The sequence below is a fragment of the Solwaraspora sp. WMMB335 genome (genome assembly GCF_049179075.1).
GTDB lineage: Bacteria > Actinomycetota > Actinomycetes > Mycobacteriales > Micromonosporaceae > Micromonospora_E.
In genome coordinates, this window is the sequence record NZ_JBMHMF010000001.1 from 2,863,940 (window position 1) to 2,881,250 (window position 17,311).

Genomic DNA, 17,311 nt, shown 5'->3' on the forward strand with positions numbered 1-17,311 from the left:
TTCGGGCCGCGACGTACGCTGGCGCCACTTCGACGGATCCAGGGGGAGTTTTCGGTGCAGCCCGAGCAGCCGATACCGAGCCCGACCCTGCGCCGCCGTCGCCTCGGCAGCGAGTTGAGGCGGCTACGGGAGACGGCCGGGCTCACCGGCGAGCAGGTGATCGAGCAGGTCAACTGGGCGTCCGCGTCCAAGCTCTCCAGGCTGGAGAATGGGCGTAGTCGACCAGACGTCGGCGACGTGATGGACCTGCTCGATCTGTACGGCGTGACCGGTGCCGAACGCGAGGAGTTGGTCGGCATCGCGCGCGACGCCGGCAACACCCGCGCTTTCCTCAGCTCGTACGCGGTGATGACCAGCCTCCAGCGCGCCTATGCCGAACTGGAGGCCGGCTGCACCGAGATCCAGGAATACGGTTCCATGATCGTTCCTGGGTTGTTGCAGACGTCCGCCTACGCCAAGGTACGGATCCTCGCCGCGCGCCCGCTCGTCGGCACCACCGATCGCCGCGCGATCTGGCAGAAAGCGACCGGAAAGGCCGCGGCCGGGCAGAAGGCCGCGGCCAAGGCGGCCGCCAAGAAGCGCGATCTGGACGACCCGGACACCGAGGTGGCCGCGCGGCAGTCACGGCAGTCGATGCTACTGCGGGAAAACGGCGGACCGAGCTATACGGCGGTATTGGAGGAGGCGGCGCTCGGCCTGCGGTGCGGGCCGCCCGATGTGATGGTCGGCCAACTGCAGCATCTGTGTACCGTGGCGAAGCTGTCCAACGTCACCCTACGAATCCTGCCGCCGACCGCGACCATCGCATCGTGGTACCTGCCGGAGACCGCCTTCTCGATCTACCACTTCGCTGATCCGGAGGACCCGAGCGCCGTCGCGGTGGAGTCGCTGGCCACCGATCTGATCGTCAACGACGGCCCGGTACTCGAACAGTACCGCAAGGTATTCAACTGGCTGTGTACGGCCGCCCGCAGTCCCGACGAGTCGATCGACTGGTTGACCGACGCGATCGTCCGGCACGTGGCCGCCGGCGCCGCTGAACTCGGCACCGTCCCCGGTGCCGCCGCCCCGCTCGACGCCACTCCTGCCCCCCTCGACACCACCCCTGCTGATTCGCCCACCACCACCCCTGCCCCGATGTCTCCGCCGGTAGCAGGCGGGACAGGCCCCGGCCGCCCGGCCGGGCCGCCCATCCAGCGTGAGCCGCAGGAGCCGGCCACGCACCGGGCCGAGCAGGTGACACCGGACTAGAGGTGTCCAGCGGCGGCTCGGTATGACCAGCAAGGAGCAGGAATGAACCCAGCAGATCAGTCCAGCGTGCGCAGCGGCGTCATGGCGACGCCGGCCTGGCGAAAGAGCAGCCGCAGCCAGAGCACCAACTGTGTCGAGGTCGGGCCGTTGGCCGGGGCGAGCGCGCCGGTGCTGATGCGCGACAGCAAGGACCGCGACGGAACGGTGTTGTCGTTCGACCGGGCCACCTGGCGTGACTTCATCGACGGTGCCAAGGACGGCGAGTTCGACCTGAACTGATCAGGACATGTACCGGCAGATCGGGTCGGGTAGCGCCAGCCGACCCCCGGCCCGGCTCGATCTGCCGTCACCTTCCCGACGCCGCTCATGACCGGACGGACGAGTGTCGATCAATCGATCAGTCACCAGGTTCGGCCCGGTTGTCAGGTTAGGCGATCGGCGGCTCGCCGCCTGACCACGACGGCCGGTGACCTCGGCCCGTCGCATCGCGGCAACGGTACCTACGGACCGAGGTTGGGCCGGTCATCCGCCATCCAGCGACGGATCAGAAAAGCGGCGATGGATGCCGGCGGCGCGAGCCGTACGGCGAACCCGTCTCCGGAGTCGACCCGCTGTCCCGCCAACAGCGCGGCGACCTCCGCCCGGGTGAACCAACGTGCCCGGACGATCTCCTCGGGATCTACCTCGATCGGCTGGTCGGCATCGACGTACGCGAAATAACCGAGCATCAACGTGCCGGGGAACGGCCAGGACTGGCTGCCCAGATAGGCCAGCCCGGACAGTTGTACGCCCACCTCCTCGGCGACCTCCCGGGCCACGGCGGCCTCGGCCGACTCGCCCGGCTCGACGTAGCCGGCCAGGCACGAGTAGAGCCGGCCGTGGTCGTCGCCACGCCGGGTGTGGTGGTTCGCCAACAGGCAGCGTCCCTGCGGGCCGGCGCGCCCGTCCTGCACCAGCGCGATGACCGCCGGATCGGTACGCGGCCAAATGCGCACCCCGCCGCTGTCCACCCGCGACCACCCGCCGTCGACCGAACGGGTCGGCAGCCCGGTCGCGGGAGCGTACCGGTGCCGGGCGTGCCAGCCGACCAGGGCGGCGGCCGTGGTCAGCAGCCCGGCGTCGCGGTCGCCGAGCAGATGACCGACGTCGCGCACGGTGACCCGCCGGGTGCCCGGCAGGTCAGGCAGCGGGGCGTCCACCGCGAACAGCGGCGTGCCGTCGACGTCCACCCCGACGAAGATCCGTGCGTCGAGCCCGGTCTCCGGCGCCTGCGCCGGGTCGACCAGCACCAGTTCGGCGTGTTCTCCGGCCCCCGCGGCGTCGCGGACCAACGCCTGGCCGCCGGTGTTGGCGTCGACCAGCAACACCCGGGCGACCGGCCACGCCTGCCGCAGCCACTGCTCGTCCGTGCGGTGCTGCGCCGCCCGGGCGAGCGCCGCCCGGGCCAGCGGCGGCGGCTCACCGGTCAGCGGTGCTGGGTCACCGACCGGCGAAGGCGGGCCACCGGCCAACGACGGCGGGTCATCAGTCATCGACGCTCGCCTGCCAGCTCGACCGGGGTCAACGCCGCCACCGGGCCGGCGATCCGGTCGACGTCGCCGAGCACGACACCCAGCGACGAAGCCGGTGCCAGGTAACGGGTGGCGGCTGCGGCGACCTCGTCCCGGGTGACCGCCGCCAGCCGGGCGGAATGCTCGGCGAGAAACTCCAGCGGCAGGCCGAACCCGGCGTAGGTGGTGGCCACCCCGGCCAGCCCGGCCTGGGTGGCCATGCCTAGCTGCAGGGTGCCGAGGGCGTACTGGCGGGCCTGCTCGAGCTCGTCGGCGCCCGGTGGCAGCACCGCCAACCGGCCCAGCTCGTGCAGGGTCTCCAGCAGCGCCGGTGCGGTCACCTCGGTAGCCACGTCGGCGGCGAGCAGCAACGCCGAGCCGGCCACCGAATGTTCGACAAGAGAGTACGGACTGTAGCTGTAGCCCTTGTCCTCCCGGATGTTCTCCACCCAGCGCGACGAGAAGTACCCACCGAACACCATGTTGGCCAACTGCAACGCGGCGTGATCGGGATGGCGACGGTCCACCGCCGGCAGCGCGATGCGCACCGACGACTGCACCGATCCCGGGCGGTCCACCAGCAGCAGCGGCGCGGGCCGTGGCTCAGGCGCCGGTGGCAGTTGAAGTTGCCGCCCGGCGCCGTTCCAGTCGCCGAGAGCCTGCTCCGCCGTGTCCAGCGCCCGCTTGGGGGCGACGTCCCCGACGAGCACCAGATGTGCCCCGGCGGGATGCACCCGGTCGGCGTGCAGGGCGCGCAGTGCGGTCGGGCGGACGGCCCGCACCTGGTCGACCCCGGGCGTCGGCTCGGCGTACGGGTGACGGCCGTACATCCGCCGGGCCAGGGCGGTCCGGGCCAGGTGAGCGGGCTGGCTCAACGCCACCTGGATCCGGTCGGCGAGCCGGTCCCGTTCGACGGCGACCTCGCCGGCCGGGTAGGCGGCGGTGGCCACCACCTCGTTGAGCAGCTCAAGAATCCGCTTCAGCCCGGCCGCCAGGCCCGCGCCGGCGATCAGCAGCCGGTCCGCGTCGACCCCGGCGGACAGGCCGCCACCCACCGCCTGCAGTTCGGCGGCGAGTTCCACGCCGGTCCGGGTCACCGTGCCGGAGAACAGTGTCTGGGAGAGCAGGGCGGCCCGGGGCAGCGGCGCCTTGCCGAACGGCAGCCACAGGCGGATCTCCACCAGTGGCACCGACGGCCGGCGGATGGCGATCACCCGCAGCCCGTTGTCCAGAATCCGTTCGGCCGCTTTGGGCAGCGGCGGTGTCCGGTTCGGTCCCAGTGGCGGCAACGGCCGGCGGCCAGGTGTCGTTGCGGTACCGGTCACCGGGCGCCTCCTGGAATGACTTCCACCACGGCCCGACGCGGTGGCCGCAGGGTGGCGGCAGCGGCCCGGACCTGTGCCTCGGTGACCGTACCGAGCCGGCGGGGCAGTTCGTTGATCAGCTCGGCCGCGCCGCGCTGCTGTTCGAGCACCGCCATCCGCAGCCCACGGCCGAGCACCGCGTCGGTGTCGCGCAGCAGGTGAGTCGCCATCCGGGCCTGGACGCGGGCGAGTTCGCCCCGGCCGAACCCGTCGCTGGCCAGCCGGTCCAGCTCCTCGTCGACGGCGACCAGCACCTTGTCCACGTCGCCGCTGGGCGGCAGGTGTGCCTGCAGCACCAGTACCGACGGATCCCGTACGTCGAACGGCTCGCCCTCGAAGCTGAGGTACCCACCGACGCTGGTCACCGACCGGTCCCGACGGACCAGGCGCTCGACCAACCGGGCGGCGTCACCATCGGTCAACACCTCGGCGAGAACCACGTACGGCAGGTAGGCGTCCAGGTTGGCGATCGGGTCGGGCACCCGCCAGGCGGCGGCGACCGCAGGCAACGGGGCGAGTGGATCGGTGTACGACTGTCGGCGTTCGGCGGTCAGATCCGGTTCGGTGAAACTCGGCCGTTGCGGCGCCGGCCGGGCCGGCACGTCCCCGAAGTGCGTCTCGATCAGCGCGACCGCTTCGGCGACCGCGAAGTCGCCGGCCACCGCCAGCACCGCGTTGCCGCAGGCGTAGTAGCGGGTGAAGAACTCGGCCGCCTCATCGACCGTGGCGCTCTCCAGGTCGACGAAGGAGCCGTAGCCGTCGTGCGCGTTGGGAAAGGTGTCGAAGACGACCGGTGGCAGGCGCAGCCACGGAAACCCACCGTACGGGCGGTTCAGCACGTTGACCCGGATCTCTTCCTTGACCACGTCGACCTGGTTGCGCAGGTTCTCCTCGGTCAGCGCCGGACCGCGCATCCGGTCGGCCTCCAGGAACAGCGCGCGTTCCAGCGCGTTGCTCGGCAGCACCTCGTAGTAGTCGGTGTAGTCCAGGTGGGTGCTGCCGTTGAACGTCCCGCCGGATCCCTGGACGTGCCGGAAGTGTGCCAGCTTCTCCAGGTTCTCCGAACCCTGGAACATCAGGTGCTCGAACAGATGGGCGAACCCGGTGCGGCCCGGTGGTTCGGACCGGATGCCGACGTCGTAGACGACGGCGACCCCGACCACCGGCGCGTTGCGGTCCGGGGCGAGCACCACCCGCAGGCCGTTGGCGAGGGTGAACCGTTCCGCCGGATAAGCGGTCGCCGGGATCCGCACTGTACGCGCCACGACCCGACCCTAGCCTGTCGGTCAGCTGCCGTGGCGCGCCGGCGGATCACTCGACCCGCACCGAGGCGTACAGGTCGTCGACCACCCAGTCATGCTGCCGGTGGGTGCCGGGGATGGACACGAACAGCACCGCCGCGCTAGGACGACCGACGTCGATGCAGGCGATCGCGACGAGTTCGTCGGTGGCCCGCAGACCGGGCTGGGTGAAGTACAGCCGGAACACGGTCAGCCAGGCCGGGCGCCCACCGAGGCTGGTCCGCTCGTCGCGGATCAGTTCGGACCGGTTGGGCTGTGGGTAGTACTCCGCGCGCACGTCTGCGGCGACCTGCCGGCCGACGCATTCCAGGTCGAAGGTGATCGCGTCGTTGTCCGCTGCCGGCACCGCGGCCGACAGGATCGAGGCGTGGTAGTCGCTGAACCCGTTGTAGGCGGCCTCGGTGACGAAATGCTGACCCACCTTGTACGGCACCTGCAACGTCCCGGCGTTCCACACCGCCCGCCACGGCTGCCACGGCTCGCCGTAGGCGGCGTATGAGATGCCCGCCTCCGGGTCGACGGTACGAGGGCCGGTCGGCGCGGGCTGCGGTGGCGGCGCCTCGGCCGGCGGCGTCGGCTCCGGGCCGGTACCCGGTGCCGTGCTGGATCCCGGGCAGAGCTGGGCCAGCGGAGGCCGCACGTCAGCGGGGCGATCGGGGGTACGAAACGAGCCGGTGTTGCCGGTGACCGCCAGCGCGCCGACCACGACCAAGCCGATGGCGAGCAACGCCGCGGCGACGCCGCCGAACCACCACAGCCGCCGCAGGTCCCGCCGCCGCTCGGTCGGGCCGGCGACGGCCGGTGCCGTGTCCGGAACCGCTGCCGGGGTGCCCGGCCGGGTGACCGCACCGGCGGAGAGGTCCACGGCGGTGGTGGACGACGGCCGAGCGGGCGGCGAAGCGAACATCTCCCCTAGTGAAGCACCTGACGGCCGGAAATCCGGCACCGGGCCGGTCTCAGCGTGGCCGCGCCGCGCCCAGATCAGGGGTGAGGGTGGGCTGCTGCGGCGCGTGCATCTCGACAACGACCGGCCGTCGGGTGTCGAGCGGGCCCGCGTACCAGGGTGCGAGCACCGAGACCAGCGCCAGCAGCACACCGAGCAGCGCGATGCTGACGACCACCAGGATTTCGCGCGCCGCGCAGGTATCGAGTTCCACCAGACCTCCCCAGCCGGGTAACCGTCCCGGAGCCGGCGGACGTGCCGCACGGAACAGGTTCCCTGCGAGGGACAGGATTCCGGCCATCGGCACGCGGTGCAGTCAGCCATCGGACCGAAAGCGTGGATGTCTCGCGGTATGGACCATCCGGACGACCATTCCGTCCCACCCGGACGGCGGACCCGCGCGCGAAACCGCCGACCACGCCCGGCCGGCCGGGCGAGTCGGTAGCGCCACGATCGGGTAGCAAGGAAGGGCAGGGTAGCGAGAGAGAACAGGGAGGCGCCCGTGTCGGACCAACTCACCGAAATCGCCGCACACCCCGTACCACCGCTTGTCGATGGATATCCGGAAATAGCTGATCATGGGCTGATCGGCGACGGACAGACCGCTGCCCTGGTCGGTCTCGACGGCACCGTACGGTGGCTGTGTCTGCCCCGATTCGACGGCGCTGCGCTGTTCGCCGCCCTGCTCGACGCCGATCGCGGCGGTGCCTGGACCCTGCGGCCGGCCGGCCTGCGTGCGGTACGCCAGGAGTACCTGCCGGACACCGCGGTGCTGCGCACCGAACTGCACGCCGCCAGCGGCCGGCTGGAGATCCGGGACGCGTTGCTGGTCGGCGGCGACGATCCCACCGACGGCCCCGACGGGCGTCCCGCAGGCGGCCCCGAACTGGGCGTGGCCGGCGGGGAGCTGGCCCGGCTGGTCACCGTGCTCGACGGCGAGGTGGACCTGGCGATCGAGCTCACCGGTCGGGGCGGGCTGCGCGCGTGCGCCGAGACCGACGAGATCCGCCTCGACTTCCCGGCGGGCGGGTCGCCACCGTTGCGGTTGACCGCCAGCCGACCGATCGCCGGACTGGACCGGCTGGCCGGCCGGATCCGGCTGACCGCCGGCGAGCGGATCGGTCTGGTCCTGCGCTGGGCCGACGGCCCCACCCGGCACCGCAGCGCCGATCAGGTCGCGGCGGCGATCGACCGGACCGCCGCCGGCTGGCGGATCTGGAGCCGGGAGATCAGCTTCACCGGGCCGCACGCCGACCTGGTCAGGCGCAGTGCCATCACGCTCAAGCTCTGCGACGACCACGACAGCGGCGCCGTCGTCGCCGCGCCGACCTCGTCGCTGCCGGAACGCATCGGCGGCGAGCGTAACTGGGACTACCGGTTCACCTGGATACGCGACGCCGCGTACACCGTCTACGCACTGCGCCGGGTCGGCCTGGCCAGCGAGGCGGAGTCCTTCCTGTCCTGGATTCTCGACGCCTGCACCCGCGACGGCGGCCCGCGCGTGCTCTACACCGTCGACGGCACCCGGCCGGCCGCCGAGCGGATCGACCACGAACTCGCCGGCTACCGGGGCTCGGCACCGGTACGCTGGGGAAACGCGGCAGCCGATCAGGTCCAGCACGACGTGTACGGGGAGATCCTCGACTGTGCCTGGCAGTGGGCCCGGGCCGGCGGTGAGATCGACGACCGCCGGTGGGGCAGGTTGACGTCGCTGGGCCGGTCGGCGTTGGCGCACTGGCGCACGCCGGGAAACGGCATCTGGGAGATCCGCCGATCGGGTCGGCTGTTCACGTACTCGGTGGCGATGTGCCAGGTGGCGGCGGACCGGATGGCGCGGATGGCCACCGCGACCGGACGCCGTGGTGAGGTGGCGCAGTGGCGCCAGGCCGCCGCGGACATCCGCGAGGCGCTGCTGACCGAGGCCTGGGACGAGCGGGCCGGACACTTCACCGAGCATCTCGGCGTCCCCGGCACGCTCGACGCCAGCCTGCTCGCACTGCCGCTGCGGCGGCTGGTCGAGCCGACCGACCCACGGATGGTGGCGACCGTCGAAGCGGTGCAGCGGCGCCTCGGCGCCGGTGGTGACCTGCTCTACCGTTACCTGCCCGACGAGTCGCCGGACGGGCTGACCGGGCACGAGGGCGCTTTCCTGCTCTGCTCCTTCTGGTGGGTGGACAACCTGGCCGGCAGCGGGCAACTGGACCGGGCCCACGAACTGTTCGACCAGCTCTGCGCCCGGGTGAACCACGTCGGGCTGTTGCCCGAGCAGATCGACCCCGCGACCGGCGCGTTCCTGGGAAACTTCCCGCAGGCGTTCAGCCACATCGGGCTGATCAGCAGCGCGGTCAACCTGGCCAGGTACGGAGGGCGGCGGTCGTGACGGCGAACATCATCGTGCTCGGCGCCACCGGCGACCTGACCAGCCGTTACCTGTTGCCCGGGCTCGCCCAACTGCGCGAACTCGGCAGACCGGTCGACGGCCTGCGGTTGATCGGGGTGGCCCGCGACGAACTCGACGACCGTGGTTTCCGGCAACGGGTCGGCGCGTCACTGCGCGCCCATGCCGCCGACGTCGCCAGCCGGGTCCGTGGCGAACTGGCCGACACGGCGAGCTACGTCCACGGCGACGTGACCGACCCGGAGGTGCTGGCGGCGGCGCTGCGCACAGCGCGCACCGGCGAGCACGCCAGTCACGGCGACGACGCCGTGGTGGTCTACCTCGCCCTGCCGCACGGGCTGTTCGAGCCGGTCGCCGTCGCGCTCGGTCGCTGCGACCTGCCGGCCGGCGTACGGGTGGTGGTGGAGAAGCCGTTCGGTGAGGATCTCGCCAGCGCCCGGCGGCTGAACACGGTGCTGCGCCAGGTGTTGCCGGACGACCGGGTCTTCCGGGTCGACCACTTCCTGGCCAAGCAGACCGTGCTGAACCTGCTCGGGCTGCGCTTCGCCAACCGGGTGCTGGAGCCGTTGTGGAGCAACACCCACATCGCCGGAGTCGACATCGTCTTCGACGAGACGATCGACGCACAGGGCCGGGCCAGCTACTACGACCACGCCGGGGCGCTGCGCGACATGGTGCAGAACCACCTGCTGCAACTGCTCACCCTGGTGGCGATGGAGCCGCCGCTCACCGTCGACCCAGCCGACCTGGCCGTCCGCAAACTGGACGTACTGCGGGCGGTGCGCCCGATCCGCGACGCCGACGTCGACCGGTGCACGGTCCGGGGCCGCTACACCGCCGGTACGGTGGCCGGTCGCGGCGACGAACGCGAGGTCGCCAGCTACGTACACGGGCCGGGGGTGGATCCGGCCCGGGGCACCGAGACGTACGCCGAGCTGACCGTCCACATCGACAACTGGCGTTGGTCAGGAGTGCCGTTCCGGCTGCGTACCGGCAAGGCGTTGGCCCGTGACCGGCGGGAGATCGTGATCCGGTTCACCGATGTGCCGCACGCGATCTTCCACGACCGGGACAGCCAGTGCAACGAGCTACGGCTGCAGCTCGACCCGGACCGGATGGCGCTACGACTCAACGTCAACGGCATCGGCGACCCGTTCGACCTCGAACCGGTGGAACTGGTCACCGAGCTGGCCCGGCAGGCACCCAGCCCGTACGGGCAGCTGTTGCTGGCCATCATCGACGGCGACACCCGGCTGTCCGCGCAGGCCGCCGAGGCGGAGGAGAGCTGGCGCATCATCGAACCGGTCGTCGACGCCTGGGCCGCCGGGCGCTCGCCGCTGCGGGACTACCCGGCGGGCAGCGGTGGTCCGGCACCGGAACCGGACGCGGAACCGGAACCGGAACCGGACGCGGCCGGTCCGGGCCGGTAGCCCGGCGTTCACCACCACCGGCGACGAAGCGGCGGGAAACGCAGGATCCGGTCGTCGTCAGCCGCCGGGATGCCCCGGCCGTCGCGATCCGACCCACGCCCACGCCCGACGGTGTCACCGAGAAACGCCACCAGCACAGACATACCACTGCCCGGCGCTGAGCTTCCCACTGCTCGCCCAGCGCAGGCCAGCCGGCGACGGCTACTCCCCCTGCGACTGCGGCAGCTGGGTGATCAGCGCCGCCAGCCCGTCGCGGTCGAGCAGGTCGGCCGGGCGCACCGTGACACCCTCGCGTACGTAGTGGAACGCCGCCCGGACCTGGTCCACCGGCACCCCGGCCAGATCCGCCCAGGCCAGCCGGTACGCGGCGAGCTGGATCGCGGCGGCGGTCTCGGCCACCCCGGTCGGACGCCGCCCGGTCTTCCAGTCGACCACGTCGAAGCGGCCGGCCGGGCCGGTGAAGACCGCGTCCATCCGCCCGCGCACCACCACCCCGGCGATCACCGTGGCGAACGGGACCTCCACCTCCACTGGCACCCGGTCGGCCCACTCACTGGCCAGGAAGCGCTCCTGCAACTCCAACAGGGCCTCGTCCGGTGCGGCGTCCTCGTCCGCCGCGCCGGGCAGCTCGTCCACGTCGAGCAGCCGGTCCGCGCCGAAGCGCTGCTCCAGCCAGGCGTGGAAGGCGGTCCCCCGCCGGGCGTACGGATCCGGGCGGGCCGGCAGCGGCCGACGCAGCGTGCGGGCCAGCGCGAACCGGTCGCGACGCAGCGCGACCAGCTGCGACACCGACAACTGCGGCGGCAGCGGCACGTCGACCGGCCCTATGCCGTACGCGAGACGTTCCCGCTCGGCCAGCAGGATCTCCGCCTCCCGCGCCCATGTCGACGCCGGCTCGTCGCCCGAGCCCGGATCACCGTCCACGCCGGGATCACCGTCCACGCCGGGATCACCGCCCGGCCCGGTCAACCGTTCCATCGCCTGGCGGACCAGAGCGGCGGCCTCGGCGACGCGTGGCCGGGCCGAGCCGAGCGGATCCGCCGGCCAGTCGGCCCGTACCGCCACCTCGTCGATCGGGTTGGTCGCGCCGGCCGCCGGCTCGGCCGCCCACCGGTCGACCACACCCGCCCCGGCCAGGCATTCGTCGTACGTCTCGCGAAGCAACGCCGACGGACCGCGGTGCCGCTTCACCCCGGCCCCCCACCAGTAGCCGGAACAGAGCAGCAGCCGCCGGGGCCGGGTGATGGCCACGTACGCCAGCCGCCGTTCCTCCCGCTCGTCGTGTTCGCGCCAGCGCTGGCCGAAGTCGGTCACCGCCCGCGCCACCGCCCGCTGATCGGCCACCTCGGCCAGGTCCAGCGCCGGCAGGCCGTCCGCGTCGCCGCGCAGCGGAAACGGCAGCACACCCAGGCCGTACAGGTAATGGTCGGAGCCCCGAACGGATCCCGGCCACACCTCGCGGGTCAGGCCGGCGACCGCCACGATGTCCCATTCGAGACCCTTCGCGGCGTGCGCGGTGAGGATCTGCACCGCGCCTTCCACCACGTCGACCTCGCCCGGGGTGAGGCCACGCTCCTCGTCCTCGGCGGCGGCGAGAAAGGCCAGGAACGACGACAGGGTGGCGGTGTCCGACTCGCCGGCGAACCGGGCGGCCACGTCACCGAGCGCGTCCAGGTGGCCCCGGGCCAGGCCGGCGTCTCCCCCTCCGCCGGCGCTACCGGCTCGCACCGCCACCTCGACGTCCAGCCCGATCGTCCGCTCGATGTCGGCGATCAGGTCCGGCAACGACTGGTCCAGGCGTTGGCGCAGCAACGCCAACTCGGTGCCGTACGCACGCAGCCGCGCGTAGCCCTCGGCGGAGTACAGCTGCGCCGGGCCGGGGTCGGCCAACGCCTCCACCAGGCTGGCCTCGTCGAGATAGTCGGCGACGGCCGCCGGCTCGGCCGGCTGTCCGGACGCCCCAGGGCCGTCCGGTCCGGCGTGCGGCAGATCGCGGCGGGCCTCGGCGATCGCCCGGGACCGGCGGTGCAACGCCACCAGGTCACGTGGGCCGATCCGCCACCGCGCCCCGGTCAGCAACCGCAGCAGCGCCGCACCGTCGGTCGGATCGGCCAGCACGCGCAGCGTGCTGACCACGTCGCGGACCTCCGGGGTGTCCAGCAGGCCGCCGAGGCCGACCACCTCCACCGGCAGCCCGCGGGCCCGCAACGCCGATTCGATCATCGGGATCTGGCTGCGGACCCGGACCAGTACGGCGCTGGTCGGCCGGGCGTCGACCGGGATCTCGTCGCCGCGGCCCGGTTCGACACCGGCCGCGCCACGCCAGGCGGCCAGTACGCTGTCGGCGATCCACTCGGCCTCGTCGAGCACCGTGTCGAGCAGGGCGCAGTGCACCGTGCCGGCCGGCGCGCCGCCGGCCGTGCGGCCCGGGACCGGCGCGGCGACCCGGGCGGCGGCGGCCAGTCGTGCCACCCGCGCGCCGGCCGAGCGCAGCGGCCCGGACAGCCGGTTGGCCACGCTGAGGATCTCCGGCCGGTTCCGCCAACTGATGGTCAGGGTGAGGGTGCGTGCCGGGTCGCCGCCCGGGCGGGCGAACTCGGCCGGGAAGCGGTCCAGTGTGCCGGCGCTCGCTCCCCGCCAGCCGTAGATCGACTGGCACGGGTCACCGACCGCCACCACCGGGTGGCCGCCGCCGAACAGCGAGTTGAGCATCACCACCTGGGCGTGGCTGGTGTCCTGGTACTCGTCGAGCAGCACCACCCGGTATCGCCGCCGTTCCTGCTCGCCGACGGCCGGATGGTCCCGGGCCAGCTGGGCGGCCCGGGACATCTGGTCGGCGAAATCCAGCGCCTCGAAGTCGGCCTTGCGCTGCTGGTACGCCCGCACCAGCGGCAGCAGCCGCAGTCGGATCTGCTGAATCGTCAGCGCCCGTTTCACGTCGGCGTACATCCGTCCGGGATGCGACTGCAGCTCGGCGAAGAACCGACCGGTCCAGGCGGCCAGCGCGTCCGGGGTGACCAGATGCTCGGCCAGCTCGCCGGCCAGGGCCAGCACCGCGTCGGTGACGGTGCCCGGCGCCCGGTCCACCTCGGACATGTCACCGTCGTAGTTGCGCACCAGGAAGTCGACGATCTGCCAGCGGGACGCCTCGGTGAGCAGCCGCGCGGACGGCTCGAAGCCGGCGCGCAGGCCGTGTTCGGTGACCACCCGGGCGGCGTACGAATGGTAGGTGGCCACCATCGGCTCGCCGGAGAGCGGATCCTCGTCGGCCATCCGCCCCTCGCGGCCCAGCCGACGCACCAGCTGCCCCAACCGGGTACGGATCCGGTGCGCCAGCTCACCGGCCGCCTTGCGGGTGAAGGTCAGGCCGAGCACCTGTTCCGGGCGTACCTGGCCGTTGGCGACCAGCCAGACCACCCGGGCGGCCATCGTCTCGGTCTTGCCGGAACCGGCACCCGCCACCACCAGCAGTGGCTCGACCGGTGCCGCGATGATCGCCGCCTGCTCCGGGGTGGGTGGCGGCAGCCTCAGCAGCTTGGACAGCTCGACCGGGGTGTAGCGGGGGCCGGCGTCGGCGGACCGGCGCGGCGGCGGGGTGCTGAACAGCGACTGCTGGGTCATCGCTGCTGCTCCGGTGGCGGCTCGACGACCTGGCGGCCCTTGCCCGAGACCGGGCAGCTGGTCTTGACCGGACAGACCCGGCAGCTGGAGTTGGCCACCGCGGCGAACGTCGACGCGGCCATGGTCTGCGCGGTACGGCGGACCATCGCCGACGCCCAACCGGCGTCGTCACCCTCGGCGGGCGGCGGCTGGTGCTGCTCGCGGGCGTCCTTGACCGGCGTGCCGAGCTGGATCAGGGCGGCGCCACCGGCTTCGTCGCCGTAGTCGGTGAACGCGCCGGCCTCCACCGCCGCCTGGTAGGCACCGAGCTGCGGGTGTTCGGCCAACTCGGCCGCGGTCACCGCGCTCGACCTGCCGGTCTTGAGGTCGATCACCACCAGCCGCCCGTCGGCGTCGAGCTCCAGCCGGTCCACCCGGCCGACCAGATCCACCGGCCGGTGCGGGTCGTCCAGCCGTACGGTGAACTCGTGCTCGATGGCGAGCAGCCGACGCGGATTGCCGGCCAGCCAGCGCAGCAGCTTGTCCACCATCGCCTCGGCCCGGGCCAGTTCCGGTCCGGCCATCCAGCGGGCGGCCAGGTCGATCGCGTCGAACCGGGCGGCCACGTACTCCAGTAGTTTCGCCCGGTCGGCGCTGGCGTCCTCGGCCAGCATCGCCGCCGCGTGCACCAGGTTGCCCACGGCGGCGGCCGGCCCCGGCTCGCCGCGTCCGCCGTGGCGCTCCAGCAACCAGCGCAGGCTGCAGCGCAGCGCGCTCTCCATGGTCGACGGGGTGACCCGGACCGGGTCACCGTCGTCGACCAACGGCCGGTCGTCGGACAGCCCGCGCAGCCCCCACCAGTCGTCCGGATGCGCACCGGGCACGCCGGCGGCCGCGAGGCGGGCCAGCACCGCCGCCGCGTCGTGCCGGCGGCGGGGCGGCGCGGCCGGGTCGGTGACCACCGTACGCAGCTCGGCGACCAGCGCCGACAGGGTCATCGAGCGGGGTGGGCGGGCCACCGGCAACGCCGGCAGTTCGCTATCGGTGCCGGTGCCGGTGCCGGCATCTGCATCGGTACCGGCACCGGCGCCCGCCGCCTCGATTCCGAGTTCGTGCAGGAACCGGCTGGGTTGTTCCTCGTGGTCGGCCCCACCGACGCCGGCCGAGGCGACCGCGGTGACCAGCAGCCGGCGGCGGGCCCGGGTCACCGCGACATAGAACAGCCGGCGTTCCTCGTCCAGCAACGCCGACGTCTGGGCGACCAGCGACGCGGTGATCCCAGCGCCGTCGGCACGGCCGGTGAGCACGTCCACGAGTCGTTCCGAGCCGAGCAGGCTGCCGCGCAGCCGCAGGTCCGGCCAGACCCCTTCCTGCACCCCCGCGATTGCCACCACGTCCCATTCCAGCCCTTTGGCGGCGTGCGCGGTGAGCAGGCGGACCGCTTCCCCCCGGTCGCCGCCAGGGGCCAGCGTGTCGGCCGGCAACTGCTGGCCGAGCACGTGGTCGAGGAACACCTCGGTGCGGGCACCGGGTAGCCGGTCGACGAACCGGGCGGCCGCGTCGAACAACGCCATCACCGCGTCGAGGTCCCGGTCGGCCGCCGCCGCCCGCCAGCGGGTACCGGTGTCCGCCGCGCCACCGACCTGCGCGGTGCCGGCCGGGCCGGCCGGGGTACGCCCCCGCACGATCGCCCCGAACCAGCGGTCGGCCAGCCCGCTGGCATGCCACACCGCCCACAGCACGTCCTCGACGGTGGACCCGGGACGGGCCGCGGTGTCCCGGGCGGTGGCCAGCAGGCCGGCCACCGCCTGCGCCGGTGCCGCCCAGCGACGCTCGATCGCGGCCAGCTCAGCCGGCTCCCGCAGCGCGTCGACCAGCAACTCGCCGGAGGGACGGCGGTCACCGGCGGCCAGCGCGAGGGCTCGCAGACCTTGCCGCAACCGCCGCTCGGCCAGCGGATCGACCCCGCCGAAGGGGGAGTGCAGCAGTGCGACGGCAGCTTCCTCGTCGAGCCGGTCCGGTTCCAGTGCGCACCGCAGCAACAGCAGTAGCGGCGCCACCGCCGGCTGCCGGTGCAGCGGCAGGTCCTCGGCGTGCACCACGGCCGGTACGCCGGTGATGTGCAGCGCCCGCTGCAACGGTGGCAACTGCAGGGTGGTGGAGCGCACGATGACCGCCATCCGCGACCAGGGCACGCCGTCGACCAGGTGGGCCACCCGCAGCAGGTGGGCCAGGTAACCGGCTTCACTGGTGGCCGACCGGAACACCCGGACCTGGGCGTCGGGCACCGCCTGGCCCGGCGCGGGGCCAGTGGATCGCGGCCCGCTCGCGGAGTCGATGCCGGCGGGGCGCATCGTCCGGTGGCCGGCCGGGCCGCGCAGCCGCCGGGCTATCCGCCCGGTCACCGCCAGCAGTCCGGCATCCGCCCGGTAGCAGACCGGCAGCGTGATCTGCCGGGCCACCGCCCCGGACGCGGTTGGGAACCGGTGCCCGAACACCGGCACGATACCCGGGTCGGCCCCCCGGAAGGCGTACGTCGACGAGTCGGGGTCGGCGAAGGCGACCAGCGGACGGCCGCCGCCGGCGATCAGGGTGAGCAGTTCGATCTGGGCGGGATCCGTGTCGGCCAACTCGTCGACGTACACATATGACAGTCGGTGGCGCTCGGCCTCCAGCAGCACCGGATCGTCGGTGAGCAGTCCGGCCGCGGCCCGGACCAGTTCGGCATGGTCGTAGCCGACCGAGCCCCGGTTGCTCACGTCGCGCAACGCCAGCACCGCCACGTACTGGCGCAGGAACCGCGCGGCGGCCGGCCAGTCGGCCCGGCCGAGCCGCTCGCCGAGCCGGGCCAGCTCGACCGGGCCGACGCCGCGCTCGGTCGCCCGCTGCAGCAGGTCCCGCAGTTGGGTGGCGAAGGCCCGGGTCGGCAGCGCGGCACGCAGCTCCGGCGGCCAGCCGACCGGGTCGGGCGACTCGTCGCCGGCCGGCTCGTCCGGCCGCGCACCCGATCGCGCACCCGGTCGCTCGCCCGGCTGCGGTCCCGCGACGTCCAGCAACTCCCGGATGATCAGATCCTGTTCCGGGCCGGTGAGCAGCCGGGGCGACGGCTCGCCGCGTTCGGCCGCGGCCCGGCGCAACAGACCGAACGCGTAGGCGGGAAACGTCCGTACCAACGGCTCGTGCAGCACCCGGCGGGCGCCGACGGCGATCCGGGCTTCGATACGCCGGCGCAGCGCGAGGGCGGCCCGGCGGTTGAAGGTGAGCACGAGCACCCGTTCCGGGTCGGTGCCGTGCGCGACGCGCGCCGCGACCGCCTCGACCAGCGTGCTGGTCTTTCCGGTGCCGGGACCACCGACCACCAGCAGCGGGCCGTCGGTGTGCGCGACGACCGCCTGCTGCGCGGGATCGGGCGACCACGCCGGCTCGGCCTGCGCCGGCCGGCGGACCAGCCGGTACGCCTGCACGACGCTCATC

11 protein-coding genes are annotated in these 17,311 nt (G+C 73.1%); 4 read left to right on the top strand and 7 right to left on the bottom strand.

Translation table 11 applies throughout. The features are described 5' to 3' along the window. Positions 1-54 precede the first annotated feature (54 nt). The gene (locus ACN27F_RS12240) at positions 55-1,251 is read left to right on the top strand and encodes a helix-turn-helix domain-containing protein (RefSeq protein WP_421433421.1); all 1,197 of its coding nucleotides are present in this window, start codon (positions 55-57) and stop codon (positions 1,249-1,251) included. A gap of 42 nt (positions 1,252-1,293) precedes the next feature. Next, positions 1,294-1,530, top strand: a complete 237-nt coding sequence (locus ACN27F_RS12245; RefSeq protein WP_421433422.1) for a DUF397 domain-containing protein — start codon at positions 1,294-1,296, stop codon at positions 1,528-1,530. 221 nt (positions 1,531-1,751) lie between these two features. On the opposite strand, the gene nudC is transcribed toward ACN27F_RS12245, so the two are convergent. From nudC to ACN27F_RS12270, 5 genes are read right to left on the bottom strand one after another with little or no spacing between them, the layout of a single operon-like run. Beyond that, positions 1,752-2,720, bottom strand: a complete 969-nt coding sequence (nudC, locus tag ACN27F_RS12250; RefSeq protein ID WP_421440146.1) for an NAD(+) diphosphatase — start codon at positions 2,718-2,720, stop codon at positions 1,752-1,754. A gap of 59 nt (positions 2,721-2,779) precedes the next feature. After that, positions 2,780-4,126 (bottom strand): M16 family metallopeptidase, encoded by a 1,347-nt coding sequence (locus ACN27F_RS12255; protein ID WP_421433424.1) that lies wholly within the window; start codon positions 4,124-4,126, stop codon positions 2,780-2,782. After that, positions 4,123-5,430 (bottom strand): M16 family metallopeptidase, encoded by a 1,308-nt coding sequence (locus ACN27F_RS12260; RefSeq protein WP_421433425.1) that lies wholly within the window; start codon positions 5,428-5,430, stop codon positions 4,123-4,125. The genes ACN27F_RS12255 and ACN27F_RS12260 overlap by 4 nt, the downstream gene beginning before the upstream one ends. Positions 5,431-5,476: 46 nt before the next feature. Then, positions 5,477-6,373 (bottom strand): hypothetical protein, encoded by an 897-nt coding sequence (locus ACN27F_RS12265; RefSeq protein WP_421433426.1) that lies wholly within the window; start codon positions 6,371-6,373, stop codon positions 5,477-5,479. A 49-nt stretch (positions 6,374-6,422) separates the two neighbouring features. Beyond that, positions 6,423-6,623 carry a hypothetical protein gene (locus ACN27F_RS12270; protein WP_421433427.1) on the bottom strand — a complete coding sequence of 67 codons (201 nt, stop codon included), beginning with the start codon at positions 6,621-6,623 and terminating at the stop codon, positions 6,423-6,425. 288 nt (positions 6,624-6,911) lie between these two features. Between ACN27F_RS12270 and ACN27F_RS12275 the strand changes: the two genes are divergently transcribed. Then, positions 6,912-8,789, top strand: coding sequence for a glycoside hydrolase family 15 protein (locus ACN27F_RS12275; protein WP_421433428.1), 1,878 nt, complete (start codon positions 6,912-6,914; stop codon positions 8,787-8,789). Beyond that, positions 8,786-10,237, top strand: a complete 1,452-nt coding sequence (locus tag ACN27F_RS12280) for a glucose-6-phosphate dehydrogenase (RefSeq protein WP_421433429.1) — start codon at positions 8,786-8,788, stop codon at positions 10,235-10,237. The genes ACN27F_RS12275 and ACN27F_RS12280 overlap by 4 nt, the downstream gene beginning before the upstream one ends. Positions 10,238-10,438: 201 nt before the next feature. Here the strand turns inward: ACN27F_RS12280 and ACN27F_RS12285 are convergent, their stop codons facing one another. Continuing rightward, positions 10,439-13,858: an ATP-dependent helicase gene (locus ACN27F_RS12285; RefSeq protein WP_421433430.1), complete on the bottom strand. Its 3,420-nt coding sequence runs from the start codon at positions 13,856-13,858 to the stop codon at positions 10,439-10,441. Beyond that, a complete protein-coding gene (locus ACN27F_RS12290) occupies positions 13,855-17,301 on the bottom strand; it encodes an ATP-dependent helicase (protein WP_421440148.1) in 3,447 nt (1,148 codons plus the stop codon). The genes ACN27F_RS12285 and ACN27F_RS12290 overlap by 4 nt, the downstream gene beginning before the upstream one ends. Between the last annotated feature and the right edge of the window lie 10 nt (positions 17,302-17,311).